Origin of the sequence: Acinetobacter sp. USHLN143 (assembly GCF_037145695.1) — a bacterium.
In the GTDB taxonomy this organism is placed as follows: domain Bacteria; phylum Pseudomonadota; class Gammaproteobacteria; order Pseudomonadales; family Moraxellaceae; genus Acinetobacter; species Acinetobacter fasciculus.
Genome location: NZ_JBBCWZ010000026.1, coordinates 1 through 18082 on the forward strand (window position 1 = coordinate 1; position 18082 = coordinate 18082).

Here is an 18082-nt window from a genome sequence, read left to right on the forward strand (position 1 = left end):
TATAAATGGGTAATGTACAAGTTGCTGTAGAAGCATGTTTAATTCGTCTGATCACAGATACTTTATAAAGTATTTTAATACTTTTTTGAATCCGTCAATGCGTAAGTCCTACTTATTTATCCGAAATCACCGATTCAGCAGATAAAAAACTCACCATTTAGGTGAGTTTTTTATACTTTGGTGTTTGCTAGCTTGGATACTACTGTATGCAGCTATAATCAGAAGCTGATTCAATCTCTAAGAGAAGACAACGTGGTAGTGAGCCTTGATTGGCCGAAGAAATATCCCATAACAATAAAAAAGCTCGCTGGAGTGAGCAAATATTTAAATCTGTTTAAGCTGCACATTCACATCATATTTTTCAAAATCTTTTAGAATCTGCACTAAAGTTTGCTGTGCGATTGTATGCTCAGGGCTTAAAGAAATTTCCTGACGAGTCGTGCTGTCAAAACATTCAATGGCCTGGATCAGCCAATGATGCTCAATGGGACTTTTTTGAATCAACACACGGCGCGGTTGCAAGCTGTCACTGATCTGGCGGGGAAGTACATAGGTGATCGCCAGTTGCACAAATTGCAGTTCTTCAACCGGACTTAAAAAGGTAATTACCCAATTGCCAACTTTACTCAGTTGCATGGGATTATCGAACGCATCGAATTCTAAATAATGTGACATATACATGATCCAATCGGATGTCTATGCTCACTATATGGCGGGATTATAATTCTTTTTCTATCACGCTTAAGTCGGATATTTCGAGCTTTAAATTTTGCTTAAATATAAATATATCAAATAACCAATTAGTTATCTTGAATAATTAAAGCTGCCTCATTGTTAAACTCACTTATTTAAGAGTTTAAAAGACTAAGATGTTCTTATTCAGGCGCTTCATTTTACTGCAATTGATCTAAAGCAAAATTGATCTGCTTCAGAATGTGATTCAATTCTTGGGGAGCAATACGGCTTTCCTGAAGGGACGTGATCCATTGCATTTGGCACAGTTTTAAACTACGCGTATCCGGCGCCTGTAAAATCTGATGAATTTGCTGCTTGGCCATCAAGCCACAATATTTTTGTAAGCTTTCCATCATCATATATTTAAGGTCTTCAAAAGACATAGGTTGCAGTTCAGGCAGCTTTTTTGCATGGCTTGAATCCGTTTCAGCAGATGGAATGTCCTGCGCTACTTTAATGGATTCCATCTCAGGATGGAGTTCTTTTGTCGCAGAAGCTGCTGCTATCGATGAGTCCAACGATCGGTGAATCTCGGAGTGTGCCAGGTCAACTTTTGTATCTGTTCTTGCATCAGCCTGCTTTTGACTGATGGCTACCTCGCCAGTTTCAGCCGGAACGATTAAATCCATGGCATAAAGTTGATCTAAGAGTTCGCTAGGAGCAAGCTGCTGCTTTAAGCCATCATTTAATAAGTTGAAATCCTGGCTGCCGATCAGAACCAATAAGCGGCGTTGGCGTGCGGTCAGTGGGATGGAGCGATCCTGTAGCACCTCGATCCCACGTTGAGTTTTATAAAAATGCATCATAGCTGAATAGATGGTTGCTTAAATTCAGCTAGAGCATAGTCTGTGAAAATTACATTAATATGAAGTATTTATTAAAATACAGAGGTTTATTTTGATAAGACCTATAATGTCGTGATCGCCGTATTTTCAAGTGCCTTGCGTAAATAAGGATCGAGTTCATCCTGACGCAGCAACCATTGCACATAGTCAGCAGGTAGTTCTGCAATAGCAGTGCCGCGATGTTTACCAAAATTAATCGTACGTGGAATTCGGGCATCTTCAGAAGCGTCGAATAATTCCTGCATGCTGTTGATTTTTAAATGATGCACAATATGCATCAAAATATTGGCAGTTAAAATAATATCCATATCGGCACGATGCGCTTTACGGATCATTTCACGCGCTCTTTCGCTGCCTTTGGTGATCATATAAATCAGGGCAGAAATATTGTGTGCTTCCGCATCTGGCCAGACCCGACGTGCTAAAGCCAGTGTACAAATCGCCTTGATTTTTGAAGTATCTACACCACATTTTTCGATGGCACGGACGTCATAATCAATATTATGGCCGATCATGTAGACGGTTTCATCAGGCAGGCGAAAGGTACTGTAATGCGGCTGACCTTCCAGATCCGATTCCAGAATATGATGCACGGCCATGGCAGCAAAAGAAATAGCTTCGTCACATGAGTAGAGCTGATCAAACAGGCGGCTTTTATCCAGACTGATTTTATGCTCTACAATTTCGACAGGCGCATAAGCAATTTCGATGGGTTGACCATTTAAAGTATGCGTTTCGGTATCAAGAATAATGGCCTGCATGTCGGAAATGTGCCTGAAAAAGAGAGGAGAGTAAAATCTAACATTATTATTTTGCAACTGACAATTGAATTGCTTTATTTCTGTATTAATTGCAGGCTTTTTAACGTATGACGACTATTTGTATAGTTCTGGAGAGGAGAAATTCTCTATTTTAAAGTTTGTTGATTTCATAATAAATCTAAACCGGTGCGAATTTAATAGAAAAAATAACGCATTCTTTTCTTGATATTGTTTAGATAAATTGGGAAATTACATGTGGTTTTATCGTTTGTTAAAGATAAAACCAGAAAAACTCATTAGAGATGATAATAAATAAGATAAGGATAAGATCGATGAAACGTCAAGTATTGACCTGTACTCTTCTCACATTAAGTGTAGCCTTAACTGCTTGTAACGATGATAGTGATAATGATCGTTTTTACGAGTCCAAACCTGCTGTTCCAGTAAATAATATCGATAATCCAGTCGTGGCAACACCTGTAGCCTATACTCAAACGGATTTCTCCGGGATCGCTGACGAAAGTGTGATCATGACTTATAAGATGTTAGGAATTAATGGTAAGGAAACACAAGCTACTGCATTAGTTTTCACACCCGAGGGAACGCCTCCAGCTACAGGCTGGCCAATTGTGGCATGGGCACATGGAACTACCGGTGTAGCTGATCAGTGTGCGCCGAGTCGAAAAGCGCTGAATGATTATATCAAAGCCATGATTGGCGGGTTTCTCCAAGCTGGCTATATTGTAGTGGCACCTGACTATGAAGGTTTGGGAGAGCCGAGTGGAAAAGAACTTCATCCTTTCTTGAATTTGAAAAGTGAAGCTTATTCTATTACTGATGCAGTCGTAGCTGCACGAAATTATTTAGGTTCACAAGCATCCAATCAATGGGTGGCAGTAGGGCATTCTCAAGGTGGCCAGGCAGCTTTAGGCGCTGCACAATATGCAGCACGTGCTTCTAAGATGACCTATAAAGGTACGGTAGCTTTAGCACCGGCTTCAAATTTCAATCTGATTTTGACAGGAGGTGAACAACAGGCGGGACAAGAAACAAATCTGGATAAAAAAATTGGAACTTTAGCATCTTTAGATACCTTTACTGCATTGATTGTTGCCGGTTTGCGTAACCCGAACCCAAATTTGCAATATAGTCAGATTTTTAAAACACCAACCGACGAAATCGCGAAAAATGCAGAAACTGATTGCTATGATGTATTAGGCCAGAAATTTGGTACTGCAATGTATGCTTATGCACAATCAAATAATAACTCAGTAAATAATTATCCTCGTACTCAAACTAACTTTATGAATATTCCAGTCGTAAAGAGCTTCTTGGAAAAAGATTCTCAGCCTTTACTTGTTAAAGTTTCTACGCCAGTGATTATTTATCAGGGTTCAGCAGATAGTACCGTTCCCAAAGCAGCAACAGATGTTTTAGTTGCACTCGCCAATCAGAAACAAACTTCAGTACGTTATATTACGGATGAGTCAAATGCGACTAAATGGGATCATGGTAGCGTCTATGCACTGAATATTCCTAATATTATTTCAGATGTGAAATCTCTAATGCCAATTCAATAACTTATTTTTATCTGAATGGCTCATGTTTTTTAGACATGAGCCATTTTTATTGCAAACTGAATAAAGTTCATGATCGAAAATTTAAAACTTCATGCTACAATACGCGCCAATCTTAGCACGGCTTAAAAGCCCTAAATCAATAGGACCTCGCTAATGTTTGCCAATATCTCTATCGCTGAATTTGATCCAGAATTAGCTCAAGCAATCTCGAATGAAGATGCTCGTCAAGAAGCTCATATTGAGCTAATCGCTTCTGAAAACTACTGCTCACCAGCAGTTATGGAAGCTCAAGGTTCAAAACTTACTAACAAATATGCGGAAGGCTACCCAGGTAAACGCTACTATGGCGGTTGCGAGTATGTAGACGTTATCGAACAATTGGCGATTGACCGTGCTAAAGAACTCTTTGGTGCTGATTATGCTAACGTTCAGCCACATGCTGGTTCACAAGCAAACTCAGCAGTTTACTTAGCGCTTCTTAACCCGGGCGATACAGTTCTGGGTATGAGCCTTGCTCACGGTGGTCACTTGACTCACGGTGCAAAAGTAAGCTTCTCTGGTAAAACATATAATGCGATTCAGTACGGTTTAAACCCTGAAACTGGCGAGATCGATTACGAAGAAGTTGAGCGTTTAGCGCTTGAGCACAAGCCACGTATGATCGTTGCTGGTTTCTCTGCATACAGCCAAATCGTTGACTGGCAGCGTTTCCGCGAAATCGCGGACAAAGTAGGTGCTTACCTATTTGTTGATATGGCTCACGTTGCAGGTCTGGTTGCCGCTGGCGTTTACCCAAGCCCGGTGCAAATCGCTGACGTTACTACGACTACGACTCACAAAACACTTCGTGGTCCACGTTCAGGTCTGATCCTTGCGAAAGCAAACGAAGAAATCGAGAAGAAACTTCAATCGGCTGTATTCCCAGGCAACCAGGGTGGTCCTTTGGTTCACGCGATTGCTGCGAAAGCAATCTGCTTCAAAGAAGCAATGGCACCTGAATACAAAGCTTATCAGCAACAAGTAGTTGTGAATGCGAAAGCAATGGCTGAAGTATTAATCGCTCGTGGTTATGACGTAGTTTCTGGTGGTACTGAAAACCACTTGTTCTTGTTGTCTTTAATCAAACAAGACATCACAGGTAAAGAAGCTGACGCTTGGTTAGGTGCTGCTCACATTACTGTGAACAAAAACTCTGTACCAAACGATCCACGCTCTCCGTTCGTCACTTCAGGTATCCGTATCGGTACACCTGCAGTAACAACTCGCGGTTTTGGCGAAGCTGAAGTGCGTGAACTTGCAGGCTGGATCGCTGACATCCTAGATGCTAAAGGCGATGAAGCTGTTATCAACGCGGTGAAAGAGAAAGTTGCAGCGGTATGTGCTAAATTCCCAGTTTATGCATAATCGCTTATAAACGGAAAGGAGCTCCCAACCGGGAGCTTTTTTTATAGCTGTAAAAATAACGATGTAAAAGATGTTTAGACTTGATCGGGCTTATATAGATCAATTTCCATGCCGTAAGAGATTGAGTCATCAATAAAATCATATTGAGTTTTTCTCAATCTGGCTTAAAGTCTTTTATCAACTATTTGTATTTTTAAATGCTTTAAAAGAATGAATGCATTCGTTGCATGCTTTGCTTGAAATTATTTACAGGAATTATTTTCAGAACCTGACACTTTAAAAATAATAGGTTATTGAGCTGAAGATCATGGTAGATGAAGCGCTTGAGTGAATCCCATGTTACTGTAAGGTGGTGCTGATATAAGCGCTGTGAATGACATCATTCTTTTTATTTAAACGTTATATGGATCGGTAGCATTTGAATATGGGTAAATCCTGTATTTAAAAATGCTGCTGGCGGTTGATTGATTAATTTTTGATTTATGCATTAAACAAGGTAATAAGGATGACTAAACCCAACATTATTTTATCTGAGCAAGATTTACATCGTCTGGAAACGATGCTGGAGAATCAGAGCAAGCTGAGTGAAACCATGATCCGCTTAGAGGATGAATTGGCACGTGCCGAAGTGGTCGAGCCGCAAGCGATCGCAAGCAATATCGTGACCATGCATTCCCGTGTGTTGCTGACCATTGCACCTTCTACGGAAGCTGTTGAGGTGACACTGGTTTACCCACACGAATTTAAAGGTGAAAAGGGGCAGGTCAATGTGGTCGCACCAATAGGTGCAGCCATTTTGGGCTTAGCGGAAGGTCAAACCATTGAATGGCCACAACCGGATGGTCATACCATGAAAGTAACCATTGAAAAAGTGCTGTTTCAGCCGGAGAGCGAAGGGGATTATCTTTAAGCCAGCGTTGGATCATCCTTGAAAGCCATAGCAATATGGCTTTTTTTGTATATGGATTTTAAGTAAAACCTGGTGTTGTAAGCATTTAGATCAGATTGAATACATTTTAAAGTTCTAAATGCTTAAAGTTAAACAATTCTCAAGATGCTACGTAGCCATTTATCTCTGTAATTGGATTGTCTTGCCAAAATCATAACTAAAATAAAGATAAAACATGGATTTAGTTAAAGTGATGTAACGAATTTCTGGATAAATATACACAACGCAGTCTGTTTTTTTGCTACATTCGAAGATGTTCTAGACTTCTTTGTTTCACTTTTTTTAAAGGATATCGCCTCAACCATGTCGCGCTTTGAAGCTCTACCTGCCTTGACTGACATGATGCTTGATCGTGAGGAAATTCTGGCGATTAAGCGTAATGAGCTTGTGCCTGTACTGGATAATCAATATGGGCTGAATCATTATGCAGATGCTTTGATTCAGGCACAGTCCGTTCTACTGAATGGTGTAGACCCGCACTTGACCCAACAGTTAAGCCATACCATTGAGCAATTGATTCAGGCTTTGGCAGAATCTAAAAAATATCTGAAAAAACGTAAATTTAATGCCCTACAGAAATGGCTAGGCATCGATCTGGATTATGGCTCAAGTCAGGTGGAATATTATCAACGGCTAGACCGTTTGCTCGATCAGGCCGATCACTTAAGCCGTAAATTACAGATTGAAATTCAGAAATCGCAGTCGCGTTTTCAGCAGCTTTTGGGTTTGCGCGAACAGATGGCCAAGCACATTGTCGCTGCAGATGAGTTTTTATCTGAATATCCACTGTTCGTCAAAAACCAGCATCCACTGGATAGTTTTTCAGAACGTCTCTCCAAGAAAATTAATACCTTACGTACCTTGCAAAGCAGTAATGACATCGCTATTACCCAGATGCAGCTTTCGCAGCAGCTTTCCTTTAGCCTGCTGGATCGCTTTAAGGAAGCACAGCAGGTCTTGATTCCGGCCTGGCAATATCATGTCAAACAAAGCCAGACGAAACACTCGACAAGTGATCTGGAAAAACTTGATAATAGCCGTGAGAGTCTGATTAAAACGTTAAAAAAATCCCTGGAGAAACCCTCGAAAACATAACAATATAAGGTGAACTATGACCAAGTCTGATTTAGTAAATTTACCTGTTGAAAGCTCGAATGAACTGGTCGAACAAAAATTCCAGCAAATGGACCTGAAAGAACTGGGCTTACAGCCTGCTGACTTTCAGGAGGTGCTGGCTGCACGTAAAGAGTTGCAGAACATGAGTCATAACAGCGTGGCTGAATATGGCAAAAATATTGCGACCAAAACTTCGACCTATACCGATGAATTACTGAATCTGGTGCAAAATAGAGATCTGGATGCGACAGGACAGAAGCTGAATCAGGTGGTACAGGTGGCTCAGCAGCTGAATACCAGCAGTATTCTCAATAAAAAGAAAAGTTCGGGTTTTTTTGGCAATATCATTAGCAAATTCAAAGGTGCGAAAGATAACTTTGATGCGCATTTCAATACCACTAAAGAGCAGCTAGATGTACTGGTGAAAGAGATTGAAACCTCGCAATCCGGTTTGAAAGCACGTGTTGATACCCTGGATAAAATGTTTGACGGGGTACAGGATGAATATAAACAGCTCGGGGTACATATCGCCGCAGGCCGTTTACGCGAACAGGAGCTGCAGCAGGAAATTTCCACTTTAACCGCCTTGCCGCAAGATCAGAGCACCACCCAGAAAATTTATGACCTGAACCATCTGGCCAATAATCTGGAAAAACGTGTCAGTGATTTACAGGTATTGCAGCAATCTGCCATGCAGACCTTGCCAATGATCCGGATTATCCAGTCGAATAACCTGATGCTGGTCGACAAGTTCTATGCGATCAAAAACATTACTTTACCGGCGTGGAAAAACCAGATCAGTCTCGCAATTTCATTGAGCGAACAGAAGAACAGTGTACAGCTGGCCAATACCATTGATGATGCCACCAATGAGCTGCTGCGCCGTAATGCTGACCTGTTACATCAGAACTCGGTCGATACTGCTAAAGCCAACCAGCGCTCGGTGATTGACATCGAAACGCTTGAACATGTGCAAAATACCCTCATTAAAACTGTAAATGATGTGATTCAGATCCAGAAAGAAGGTGTACAAAAACGCACAGAAGCAACCGTGCGTTTGAAAGCTTTGCAAGATAATCTGAATCATTTGGTGATTGAATCAAGTACCAGTGGATCCACGCCCAACTAAATCAGGTAGGGCCAAAATCTGAAAGAAGGAGTAGAGATTGCCGCCCTTAGATGAATACGCCGTTAAGCCTCAGGACATCAAGCAGGGGGTAGTTGCACTCAAGAAACGTCAACGCAATTTGATGCTATTGGGTTTGACTACTTCTACCATATTTATAGCCTCATTGATCAGCCTATTTTTCCAGCAGGAACTGGTCTATGGCTTTTTTGGCCTGAGTACCCAAGTACAGCAATTGCATTTACCGGTCAGTGTAGATGCCACACTGGCCAGCATTGGTGATAGTCCGGATTATTTTTTTAGTTTGCTGAGCTGGTTTGGCTGGCTGATTATTAAAATTTTTGCCTCTTTTATCGGTGCATTTTTTGTGATTGGCTTACTGAAAAAGTTGCGTTTCTTTTATGTTCGCTTTCAGTCTTTTGTGCTGAAATTTGTCGCCTGGCTGATTGCTTTTATCGTGATCTGGTCAGGATTGACTTACTGGCAGCATGATCTACGTAATGATCGGGATGATGCTTATCAGCAAGTGGTGTATTATGACAGCAATATTAATGACAGTGAAATTGCTCGTTATCTGGCTGATTCAGAGATTGCAGCACCGGTGAAATCTTATTTACTGGCGCAAACGGCATTGCTGCATAAGCCGCAGGATTTATCTGCCGCAAAACCTTATGTTTTAAACCTGGTTGAAGCAGAAAAACAGGATCCTAAATTTGAACAATATGGTTTCAAGCCTGAACAAATCTGGACCATGCAGCAACAGGTCTATGGTCAAGCCATGACACCAGTCGCCAAGAGTGTAAATACACAGGTGCAACAGGCGGATCAGTTAAATCAGATCACGAATCTGGTTATTATTGGTGTTGCTATTTTATCGGCACTACTTAGCCTAATCTTGTTTTTCTTGGCCAACTCAATCAAGGGTCGATCACTCCGTATCGAACAGCGGATTCATTAATTTCCCAAAATGCTCCTGAATAGGGAGCATTTTTTTGATAAAATTTCAATGCTATTTTTAAGATAACCTATTCAACTTGCTTAACACAGCTCAAAAATTTAAATAAGGCAGTAAAAAAAACTAGGTTTAGCTTAATAATCTAAAATATCGATCAATAAAATAAAAACAACCTGTTTTACCTATTCAATCGATTGTCCTATCATGGCTGTATCAAATAAACATTTACTCCTTTGGAGACGTTAGTAATGTTAGATCAAAATACTTCAGCCCAACTTAAAACCTTATTAGAACGCCTAGAAGGCCCGATTGAACTGGTGGCGACTTTGGATGGCTCTGACAAATCAGCCAAAATCCAGGAACTGGTGTCCGAAGTGGCTGCACTGTCTGACCTGGTGACTGCACGCTTTGACGGGATCAATGCACGTGCGCCAAGTTTCGGGATTGCAAAAGCTGGTGAGGAACCACGTGTATTCTTTGCAGGCTTGCCAATGGGCCATGAGTTCACCTCACTGATCCTGGCATTGTTGCAAACCTCAGGTTATGCACCGAAAGTCTCTGATGAAGTTCTGGCGAATATCAAGAGCCTGGGTGTTCAATCTAATTTCGATGTATTTGTATCCTTAAGCTGCCATAACTGTCCGGATGTGGTTCAGGCACTTAACCTGATCGCCATCTATAACCCAGGCACTACAGCGACCATGATTGATGGGGCTTTCTTCCAGGAAGAAGTAGAAGAACGCAAAATCATGGCGGTTCCGATGGTGTTCCAGGACAACCAGCATATAGGTCAGGGTCGTATGACGCTGGAAGAAATCATTGCCAAGTTGGACAGCAATGCCGCTACCAAAGATGCGGAAAAGCTGAATGCCAAAGATGCCTTTGATGTCCTGGTGATCGGTGGTGGTCCTGCAGGGAATACTTCTGCCATCTATGCAGCACGTAAAGGCATTAAAACCGGGATCGTGGCTGAACGCATGGGCGGTCAGGTCATGGATACCATGGACATTGAAAACTTTACGTCTGTACAGAAGACCCAAGGTCCTAAATTTGCTGCCGAGATGGAAGCCCACGTGCGTGAATACGGGGTCGACATCATGAACCTGCAACGCGTGTCTGATATCAAAGGGGCAGACGAAACGGCCAATGGTCTGGTGGAAGTGACTTTAGAGAATGGTGCCAAACTGGAATCTAAAACCGTGATTCTGTCGACCGGCGCACGCTGGAGAGAGATGAACGTTCCAGGTGAGCAGGAATACAAAACTCGTGGTGTGGCCTACTGCCCGCACTGTGATGGTCCACTGTTCAAAGGCAAACGCGTCGCCGTGATTGGCGGTGGTAACTCGGGGGTGGAAGCTGCGATCGACCTGGCAGGGATTGTAGAGCATGTAACTTTGGTGGAATTTGATACCAAATTGCGTGCGGATCAGGTGCTGCAAGACAAACTGAACAGCTTGCCGAACACCACCGTGATCAAGAATGCCTTGTCGACTGAAGTACTGGGTGACGGTGCACAAGTGACTGCACTGAAATACAAAGACCGTGCTACGGATGAAGAGCATACAGTTGAACTTGCAGGGATCTTCGTGCAGATCGGTTTGTTGCCAAATACGGACTTCCTGAAAGAAACCCCAGTTGAGCTGACCAACCGTGGTGAGATCGTGATTAACGATCGCAATGAAACCAATGTGAAAGGTGTATTTGCTGCAGGTGACTGTACCACAGTGCCGTACAAGCAGATCATCATCGCGACCGGTGAAGGTGCCAAGGCGTCACTGTCTGCTTTTGATTACATCATCCGTTCAGGACAATAAAAAAATAGCACCTGGGTTCCCCAAAACCGAGGTGCTATATCTTATAAATACATTATTATCGCTTTATAGGAACTCAGGACGCTAACACCCGAGTTCCTTTTTTTATATTTATTATTGGAACAGCCAAAAGTGTCCCCACGCACTTTCAGCTGTTCCTTTCCTCTGCACAGTTTTTGTTTTCAACCCTTATTTTTATACTTTCCCCAAGGTTGTTTTTATATAAAGCAATGTTTATTCCATCGCTTCATTTTTAAGATTTAAATAAGTTCAAACCCTTAAATTTTTCCAGTAATTGTTCTTGTGTTTCCCGATACTCCGGATGTGGAACAATGCATTCAATCGGACAGACATCTACACAGGTCTGATGCTCATAAAAACCGACGCATTCTGTACAACGGTTCACATCAATTTCATAAACTTTCGCACCCTCATAAATCGCGTCATTTGGGCATTCCGGTAAACACATATCGCAATTGATGCATTTGTCGGTAATTAGTAGTGCCATATTTAACTCGCTTGATAAGCCAGTGAAGATGCCGAAATATCCATAGTCGAGCTTGGCAGATTACGGATGAGCAGGGCATATTGCATATCAACATCTGCCGGAACTGGAATCTCAACGATATGACCTGAACCTTTGGCGTCTTCGATCAGATTACCTTTTTTGTCTTTCATTTCGGTTAAATTGAAAGTGATATTGCCTTTAGTCGTCATCAGTTCGAGTGAGTCACCGACGATAAAACGGTTTTTCACATCGATCTTGATGTAATCTCCATTGCGCTCCAGTACCTCACCACAGAAAATTTGATGATCAAAACTGGAAGAACCATGTTCATAATTCTGATATTCACTATGCACATGGCGGCGTAGAAAACCTTCGGTATAACCACGATTCGCTAAGCCTTCCAATTGTGTCATCAGTGACGGATCAAAAGGTTTACCCGCAAGCGCATCATCAATCGCTTTACGGTAAATTTGAGCAGTACGGGCGCAATAGAAATAAGACTTGGTACGGCCTTCGATTTTCAGTGAATGCACACCCACTTTAGTTAAGCGCTCTACATGCTGGACTGCACGCAGATCTTTCGAGTTCATAAAATAAGTGCCGTGTTCATCTTCTTCTGCGGCAAACATATCTTCATCATTCCGCTGCAATAACACAGGCTCATCAAACTGATGTTGTTCTTGCATGTGTTGTTCGTCGGCATCTTTGGAGCAGCAGCCTGAATCCAGATTTTTCACTGGAATCACATCACCGGTTTCATCTTCCTTAGCATCCAGCACTTTATATTCCCAGCGGCAGGCATTGGTGCAGGCACCCTGATTGGCATCACGTTTGTTCATATAGCCTGACAGCATGCAACGGCCAGAATAGGCCATGCACAGTGCACCATGAACAAAGACTTCAATCTCCATATCGGGCACTTGCTGTTTGATTTCTGCAATTTCTTCAATCGACAATTCACGTGACAGAATCACGCGGGTCAGGCCCATATTTTTCCAGAATTTCACGGTTGCCCAGTTCACGGCATTGGCCTGAACAGACAAGTGAATATCCATCTCTGGAAAATGTTCACGCACCAGCATGATCAGACCTGGATCGGACATGATCAACGCATCTGGCTGCATCGCCACTACAGGCGCTAAATCACGAATAAAATTTTTCAGCTTGGAGTTATGCGGCTGGATATTGACCACCACATAGAACTTTTTGCCGAGTTCATGTGCTTCTTTAATGCCAATGGCGAGATTGTCATGGTCAAATTCATTATTCCGAACCCGCAGGCTATAACGCGGCTGACCGGCATAGACTGCATCTGCACCATAAGCAAAGGCATAGCGCATATTTTTCAGTGAGCCAGCAGGTGAGAGAAGTTCGGTAACAGTGGTAATGCTCATGATCAAATCGAAAGACATATAAAAAGTACGGCTTTATTCTAATCATCTGGAATTTGGATTCAACCTAGTAAATCACTCGGAAATACGCGATTTGGATGTAAAACAAGGTTCTTTTTTAAGTAGGGAATTCTCCATAAAATATCTTCAATATTCAGTCATTTTCAGGATTTTCAAGCGTTTTTAAAATCTGGCAATGATCAATAGTGGTTGGGGTGTTGCAACGTTCTCTCAGTGTGATCAGTTGCCGTTCAAATATTTGTAATTCTTTAATTTTATTTGAAATATCCGAAAGATGCTGATCAATCAATTGGTTTACGGCACAGCACTCCTGCTCCGGATTTTGTTCAAGTTGAATCAGGGTTTCAATCTCTTTTAATGACATGTCCAAGGCACGACAACGCTTGATAAAAAGCAGTCTTTTTAATGTGTCTTCACCATAATAACGATACTGATTACTTGCTCGAAAATTCGGCTGAATAAAGCCTTTTTTCTCATAAAAACGTAAGGTATCGGTGCTTAGACCAGTTTTTTTGGCCATTTCTGAAATCAAATAAACTGACATATCGCCCTCATGCTTGACCTTGGAGTTAGTCCATAGTTTCTAATCAATTTATCGTATTTTGGATAAAAAATCATCGGGGGAGTTATATGGCCTGTAGTTGTAGTCCTGAACCGGCACCCATCAAGCCCAACAGCAAATTTAGAGCAGCGCTATGGATTGCCTTGCTGGTAAACTTCACTTTATTTGTAGTGGAGCTGATCGGTGGTGCATATGCACATTCATCAGCCTTGTGGGCAGACGCGCTAGATTTCTTTGGTGATGCCGTCAATTACGGGATTTCTTTGGCTGTACTTGGTGCGAGTCTGTATTGGCGGGCAACAGTCGCTTTGGTAAAGGGGATGACCATGGCATTGTTTGGTCTGGTAGTGATTGGCAAAGTGATTTACGCCTATCTGCAAGGCATTCCACCTGAAGCACTGACAATGGGCCTGATTGGCATCCTAGCCTTAGTGGCGAATGTATTTACAGCAGCAATTCTTTATGCTTTTCGTGAAGGTGATTCCAATATGCGGTCGGTCTGGCTCTGTAGCCGTAATGATGCAATTGGCAACTTTGCGGTCATTTTGGCAGCCGTAGGCGTATTTGGTACAGGCAGTCTTTGGCCGGATATTATTGTGGCTGTAATTATCGCTACACTCGGCATCACATCAGGTTATCAAGTGATTAAGCAGTCTCTGGAAGAAAGATCACTTAAACATAAATCCAGCTAATTTTTATATTTAAAGCTGTCCTGCAGGGCAGCTTTTTATTTATTTCCATTTTTATAATATTTGAAAAATAAAGCTTTACAAATAAACAAATTAAATTAGAATCTCTGGCGAAATTCAGAAAATATACATAAATTTTAATAATTTAGTTTTTTGCATCGTGCGAGGGTTAATGTGAATTTAATTAAAATTTTTTCAATATTGGCAATATCGGGGCTAGCCGCTTGTAGTTCCAAAGTCGTGACTTATGATGCAACAGGAAAAATCATCGGTTCATGTATGGCGACGCGTGGCCTACTTTCGACCGCAAGTGCACATTGTAGTGGTTCAGGCGATGCCTTAGGTGTGAATTACAATACGCCAGATGCGAATACAGGCCTATTACCAACGCCACCAAGCCAAAATCAGATTAATTTAAAACCGTAAATAATAAAGGGGAATATCATGAAATTATCAGCACTTATTGCACTTGTAGCGACTGTTGTATTGACGGGCTGTGCATCGTCAGTAACTACATTTGACTCTCATGGCCGTATGATTGGTTCATGTAAAGCGCAAACGGGTTTCATCATTGCAGGTGGCGCAGGCTGTTCAGGTTCTGCAAACCAGGAAGGTCGCGATCGTTAATTATTTAGTGATGGTTCCAATAAAAAACCGGACTTTTAAGTCCGGTTTTTTAGTTTAGAAAATCTTATTTTTCAACGAATGCACGTTCAATCACGTAATCGCCTAAAACGCCCATTTTCGGAGATTCTTTCAGACCGTGTTGATCAAGAAGCGCAGCAACGTCATCTAGGAATGCAGGGCTACCGCATAACATGGCACGGTCAGTTTCCGGGTTGAAACGTGGCAGACCGATTTTTTCAAACAGTTCACCGGTTTCAATCGCGGTGGTTACACGACCTTGGTTTGGATATTCTTCACGGGTGACGGTTGGGTAATATACCAATTTTTCTTTCGCGCCGAGTTCAGAGAAGAATTCATGATTTGGCACTTCATTCAGGATCAAATCTTGATAAGCCAGTTCTGAAATGAAACGGGTACCGTGAACTACGATGATTTTTTCAAAACGCTCATAAGTTTCAGGATCGCGAATAGTCGACAGGAACGGTGCAAGACCAGTACCAGAAGAAAGAAGGTAAAGATTTTTACCTGGGTTCAAGTCATCAAGTACCAATGTACCTGTCGGCTTTTTAGAAACCAAAATGTCATCACCGACTTTGACTTTCTGTAAAATCGAAGTCAGTGGACCATCAGGCACTTTAATTGAGAAAAATTCTAACTCTTCTTCGTAGTTGGCGCTTGCAATTGAATATGCGCGCATTAACGGCTTGCCATTGACTTCAAGGCCGATCATTACAAACTGACCGTTTTTAAAACGCAAAGCAGTGTCACGAGTCGTTTTAAAAGAGAATAAAGTATCATTCCAGTGGTGGACGTGAGTAATCTTTTCGACGTTAAAAGCAGCCATTAAAGGTCTCAATAAATTATCAAATTAGAACAGCTTGCTATTCTAATCTAAATTCATTCTCGATAAACTGAATATATTTAATTGAGCTTATCAAAAAAAGTGATGATGACTGAACTGACGCTGCCGATTATTGGTTATATGCGTTCTCCCTATAAAGAAAAATTTGGTATTCCTCGTCAGCCGAATCTGGTTCAGGTCGAAAGCTATATTGAAATGGTCGGGTCCTATAATGACCTGCTCGCCTTTGAGGGAATTGAAGAATTCAGTCATTTGTGGCTGGTCTGGCAATTTCATGACAATAAAAACCAGCACAACAGCCAGTTTCGTCCACAAGTGCGTCCGCCGCGTTTGGGTGGTAACAAGAAAATAGGCGTGTTTGCTACGCGCAGCATGTATCGTCCATCACCGATTGGTTTATCTGTGGTCAAACTCAAAGAAGTGAGAAAAGTGAGCAAACATGTTCGAGTGTATGTGACAGGGAGTGACTTGCTCGATGGCACGCCAATTATGGATATCAAACCTTATATTCAATATTCGGATGCCATCATTGAAGCACAAAGCGGTTATGCACAGGATGAACCACCACGTAAAACCGTCATTTGGAGCGATGAAGCGGAGCAGCAAAAGCAACAATTACTAGGAAATGGAAAAATTTCTGTGCAGACTATTCAGGAACTGGAAGCTGTCTTATCTTTAGATCCAAGACCTGCATATCAGGAAGATGAAGAACGGGTATATGGGATGAAGTTTGCAAATGTTGATATCCATTTCAAAATTCATGCTCAGCAAGTGCTAATTGTTGCTATCCAGCATATTCCTTCCTAGATTATAGGTTCCACCACAAAACCCCAATCAACACTGCCATATGCAAAATCTGCACAGGCGCAAAATAAAGGACAAACTTCCAGCCACCGGTCAAAGCTGCATTGGCTGACTTGGCCAGGGCATGAGCACCCAGACCTAAAAGCAGGGCATAAATCAGACGCATATTTGAAGGATCGCCTTGAACGACGACACTGGCCATCGCGGCATGAATCTCGAATAAAGAGGCGAGCAAGGTCCCGGCCAGTAAGCCGGCATCCCCGAGCCAGACCTCCAGTCCGTAAACTCCAGCCTGAATCAATGTTAATGTGACTGCAATAATCACAGCTTCTTTTAAGCTGAACATCTGGCTGTCTGACGATTCCATGCTCGGCGCAGGTTTTGCCTTGCGCAATAATAAAAATGCACAGGCTGCCAGAAGGATTACGGCAACTAAAGAGGGCAAGAGCAGGATTTTAAGCCAGCTCCAGGATACGCCCCCGATCACAATCAATAGCAACACAATAGTCGAGATACAGGACATCAGCGCGGCACCGGCATTCGATCGTGCATCCATTTCACCTTTACGGACCTGTAAGCCCAACTGAGCGATGGTCGCCGTACTGGAAACAAAACCGGAAGCGATGGAGGACAGCATCAGGGCATTTTTAGTCGAGAAAAAGCGTTTCGCAATATGAGCCAGAGCTTGTACCACTAAAATTAAGGTCAGTAATTTGAGAATAAGATAAGGATTAAGCACTTCGCCCCAAAAAGGCCGGTCAGGGGTCAGCGGCAGACCAATCAAAATTAAGGCCAGTAATAATAGTCCATCCCTAAATTCGGCTTCTTTAATCCATTTTCCGGCAATATTGTGCATGGTATGTTTGGCCATCAAAATACCGGTTAAGAGCACAGAAAGACCGGCTGCCAGAGGAATATTCCACAAACACATGGCGCCAACAAAATAGGTCATCACAAATGCAAGCTCTGTGGTAATGCCCGGATCATCAGGCTGATTTTTGATGGATAAAATGACCATACCACCCACGATCAAAGCACCTATTACAGCAATCACGATTCCAAACAGGAAACACAGTGCACCCAATAAAGCACAGATTGCAAAGGAACGTAAGCCGGCAAAACTCGGTTGCTGCTCACGTTGTTTATGTCGTTCCCGCTCCAGACCAATCAATAGGCCGCAGCCCAATGCCGAGGTGAGTATCGTGAGCAGTTCATGAAAAGAATGCGCATGCAGGGGAACCGCAGTCAGATCCATCTGTGACCTCAGCAAGCTAAGAGTTGATTATTTAAAAATATATGTGATGAGATCAGGTTTGCATAGATTAAAAATGTTGCG

General features: G+C 42.2%; 19 protein-coding genes. 11 read left to right on the forward strand and 8 right to left on the reverse strand.

The features are described 5' to 3' along the window. Positions 1-324 precede the first annotated feature (324 nt). The 3 genes from WFH18_RS08685 to WFH18_RS08695 all read right to left on the reverse strand — a co-directional run bounded on the left by WFH18_RS08685 (position 325) and on the right by WFH18_RS08695 (position 2341). Positions 325-675, reverse strand: coding sequence for a hypothetical protein (locus WFH18_RS08685; protein WP_164543105.1), 351 nt, complete (start codon positions 673-675; stop codon positions 325-327). Positions 676-893: 218 nt separating this feature from the next. Continuing rightward, a complete protein-coding gene (locus WFH18_RS08690; protein ID WP_164543104.1) occupies positions 894-1541 on the reverse strand; it encodes a hypothetical protein in 648 nt (215 codons plus the stop codon). A gap of 101 nt (positions 1542-1642) precedes the next feature. Further along, positions 1643-2341: a DUF3820 family protein gene (locus WFH18_RS08695; RefSeq protein ID WP_004645595.1), complete on the reverse strand. Its 699-nt coding sequence runs from the start codon at positions 2339-2341 to the stop codon at positions 1643-1645. A gap of 332 nt (positions 2342-2673) precedes the next feature. Between WFH18_RS08695 and WFH18_RS08700 the strand changes: the two genes are divergently transcribed. The 7 genes from WFH18_RS08700 (at position 2674) to ahpF (ending at position 11285) form a co-directional block, all read left to right on the forward strand. After that, positions 2674-3921: an alpha/beta hydrolase gene (locus tag WFH18_RS08700; RefSeq protein WP_164543103.1), complete on the forward strand. Its 1248-nt coding sequence runs from the start codon at positions 2674-2676 to the stop codon at positions 3919-3921. A 153-nt stretch (positions 3922-4074) separates the two neighbouring features. Continuing rightward, on the forward strand, positions 4075-5325 hold the full coding sequence (glyA, locus tag WFH18_RS08705; RefSeq protein WP_004645593.1) for a serine hydroxymethyltransferase: 1251 nt from the start codon (positions 4075-4077) through the stop codon (positions 5323-5325). Positions 5326-5830: 505 nt separating this feature from the next. Beyond that, a complete protein-coding gene (gene rnk, locus WFH18_RS08710) occupies positions 5831-6235 on the forward strand; it encodes a nucleoside diphosphate kinase regulator (RefSeq protein WP_044112091.1) in 405 nt (134 codons plus the stop codon). Between the two features lie 342 nt (positions 6236-6577). Next, positions 6578-7369, forward strand: coding sequence for a hypothetical protein (locus WFH18_RS08715; RefSeq protein WP_005265753.1), 792 nt, complete (start codon positions 6578-6580; stop codon positions 7367-7369). A gap of 16 nt (positions 7370-7385) precedes the next feature. Further along, on the forward strand, positions 7386-8519 hold the full coding sequence (locus tag WFH18_RS08720) for a toxic anion resistance protein (RefSeq protein ID WP_005265752.1): 1134 nt from the start codon (positions 7386-7388) through the stop codon (positions 8517-8519). Positions 8520-8556: 37 nt separating this feature from the next. Next, positions 8557-9474, forward strand: a complete 918-nt coding sequence (locus WFH18_RS08725) for a hypothetical protein (RefSeq protein WP_004279019.1) — start codon at positions 8557-8559, stop codon at positions 9472-9474. Positions 9475-9719: 245 nt separating this feature from the next. Next, on the forward strand, positions 9720-11285 hold the full coding sequence (ahpF, locus tag WFH18_RS08730; protein WP_004279017.1) for an alkyl hydroperoxide reductase subunit F: 1566 nt from the start codon (positions 9720-9722) through the stop codon (positions 11283-11285). Positions 11286-11535: 250 nt separating this feature from the next. Here ahpF and WFH18_RS08735 read toward each other — a convergent pair whose 3' ends face one another. The 3 genes from WFH18_RS08735 to WFH18_RS08745 form a co-directional block, all read right to left on the reverse strand. Further along, complete coding sequence (locus WFH18_RS08735; RefSeq protein WP_004645588.1) at positions 11536-11790, reverse strand: YfhL family 4Fe-4S dicluster ferredoxin; 255 nt, start codon at positions 11788-11790, stop codon at positions 11536-11538. Between the two features lie 2 nt (positions 11791-11792). After that, positions 11793-13202 (reverse strand): prephenate-dependent tRNA uridine(34) hydroxylase TrhP, encoded by a 1410-nt coding sequence (gene trhP, locus WFH18_RS08740; RefSeq protein ID WP_004645587.1) that lies wholly within the window; start codon positions 13200-13202, stop codon positions 11793-11795. 133 nt (positions 13203-13335) lie between these two features. Further along, a complete protein-coding gene (locus WFH18_RS08745; protein WP_004279012.1) occupies positions 13336-13746 on the reverse strand; it encodes a Cd(II)/Pb(II)-responsive transcriptional regulator in 411 nt (136 codons plus the stop codon). 86 nt (positions 13747-13832) lie between these two features. Between WFH18_RS08745 and WFH18_RS08750 the strand changes: the two genes are divergently transcribed. The 3 genes from WFH18_RS08750 (at position 13833) to WFH18_RS08760 (ending at position 15080) form a co-directional block, all read left to right on the forward strand. Continuing rightward, a complete protein-coding gene (locus WFH18_RS08750) occupies positions 13833-14456 on the forward strand; it encodes a cation transporter (RefSeq protein WP_004279010.1) in 624 nt (207 codons plus the stop codon). 171 nt (positions 14457-14627) lie between these two features. After that, the gene (locus WFH18_RS08755; RefSeq protein ID WP_004279009.1) at positions 14628-14879 is read left to right on the forward strand and encodes a hypothetical protein; all 252 of its coding nucleotides are present in this window, start codon (positions 14628-14630) and stop codon (positions 14877-14879) included. An 18-nt stretch (positions 14880-14897) separates the two neighbouring features. Then, positions 14898-15080, forward strand: coding sequence for a hypothetical protein (locus tag WFH18_RS08760; protein ID WP_004279008.1), 183 nt, complete (start codon positions 14898-14900; stop codon positions 15078-15080). Between the two features lie 64 nt (positions 15081-15144). On the opposite strand, the gene WFH18_RS08765 is transcribed toward WFH18_RS08760, so the two are convergent. Further along, positions 15145-15924 carry a ferredoxin--NADP reductase gene (locus WFH18_RS08765; RefSeq protein WP_004279005.1) on the reverse strand — a complete coding sequence of 260 codons (780 nt, stop codon included), beginning with the start codon at positions 15922-15924 and terminating at the stop codon, positions 15145-15147. Positions 15925-16029: 105 nt separating this feature from the next. Between WFH18_RS08765 and tsaA the strand changes: the two genes are divergently transcribed. Continuing rightward, complete coding sequence (gene tsaA, locus WFH18_RS08770; RefSeq protein WP_004731629.1) at positions 16030-16749, forward strand: tRNA (N6-threonylcarbamoyladenosine(37)-N6)-methyltransferase TrmO; 720 nt, start codon at positions 16030-16032, stop codon at positions 16747-16749. A 1-nt stretch (position 16750) separates the two neighbouring features. On the opposite strand, the gene WFH18_RS08775 is transcribed toward tsaA, so the two are convergent. After that, positions 16751-18001, reverse strand: a complete 1251-nt coding sequence (locus WFH18_RS08775; RefSeq protein WP_005103613.1) for an MgtC/SapB family protein — start codon at positions 17999-18001, stop codon at positions 16751-16753. Positions 18002-18082: the final 81 nt, after the last annotated feature.